The organism is Tropicimonas sp. IMCC6043, assembly GCF_004146235.1.
GTDB lineage: Bacteria > Pseudomonadota > Alphaproteobacteria > Rhodobacterales > Rhodobacteraceae > Tropicimonas.
In genome coordinates, this window is sequence record NZ_SELO01000236.1 from 1 (window position 1) to 255 (window position 255).

The following is a 255-nucleotide window of genomic DNA, read 5'->3' on the forward strand; positions in this document are numbered from 1 at the left end:
CCTTACCAACCCTTGACATCTGGATCGCGGTTTTCCGAGAGGAATTCCTTCAGTTCGGCTGGATCCAAGACAGGTGCTGCATGGCTGTCGTCAGCTCGTGTCGTGAGATGTTCGGTTAAGTCCGGCAACGAGCGCAACCCACGTCCTTAGTTGCCAGCAGTTCGGCTGGGCACTCTAAGGAAACTGCCGGTGATAAGCCGGAGGAAGGTGTGGATGACGTCAAGTCCTCATGGCCCTTACGGGTTGGGCTACACA

At 56.1% G+C, this 255-nt stretch carries 1 rRNA gene; it reads left to right on the forward strand.

The window, feature by feature from the left end:
- A 16S ribosomal RNA gene (locus tag EU800_RS26505) occupies positions 1 to 255 on the forward strand; the annotation flags it as partial.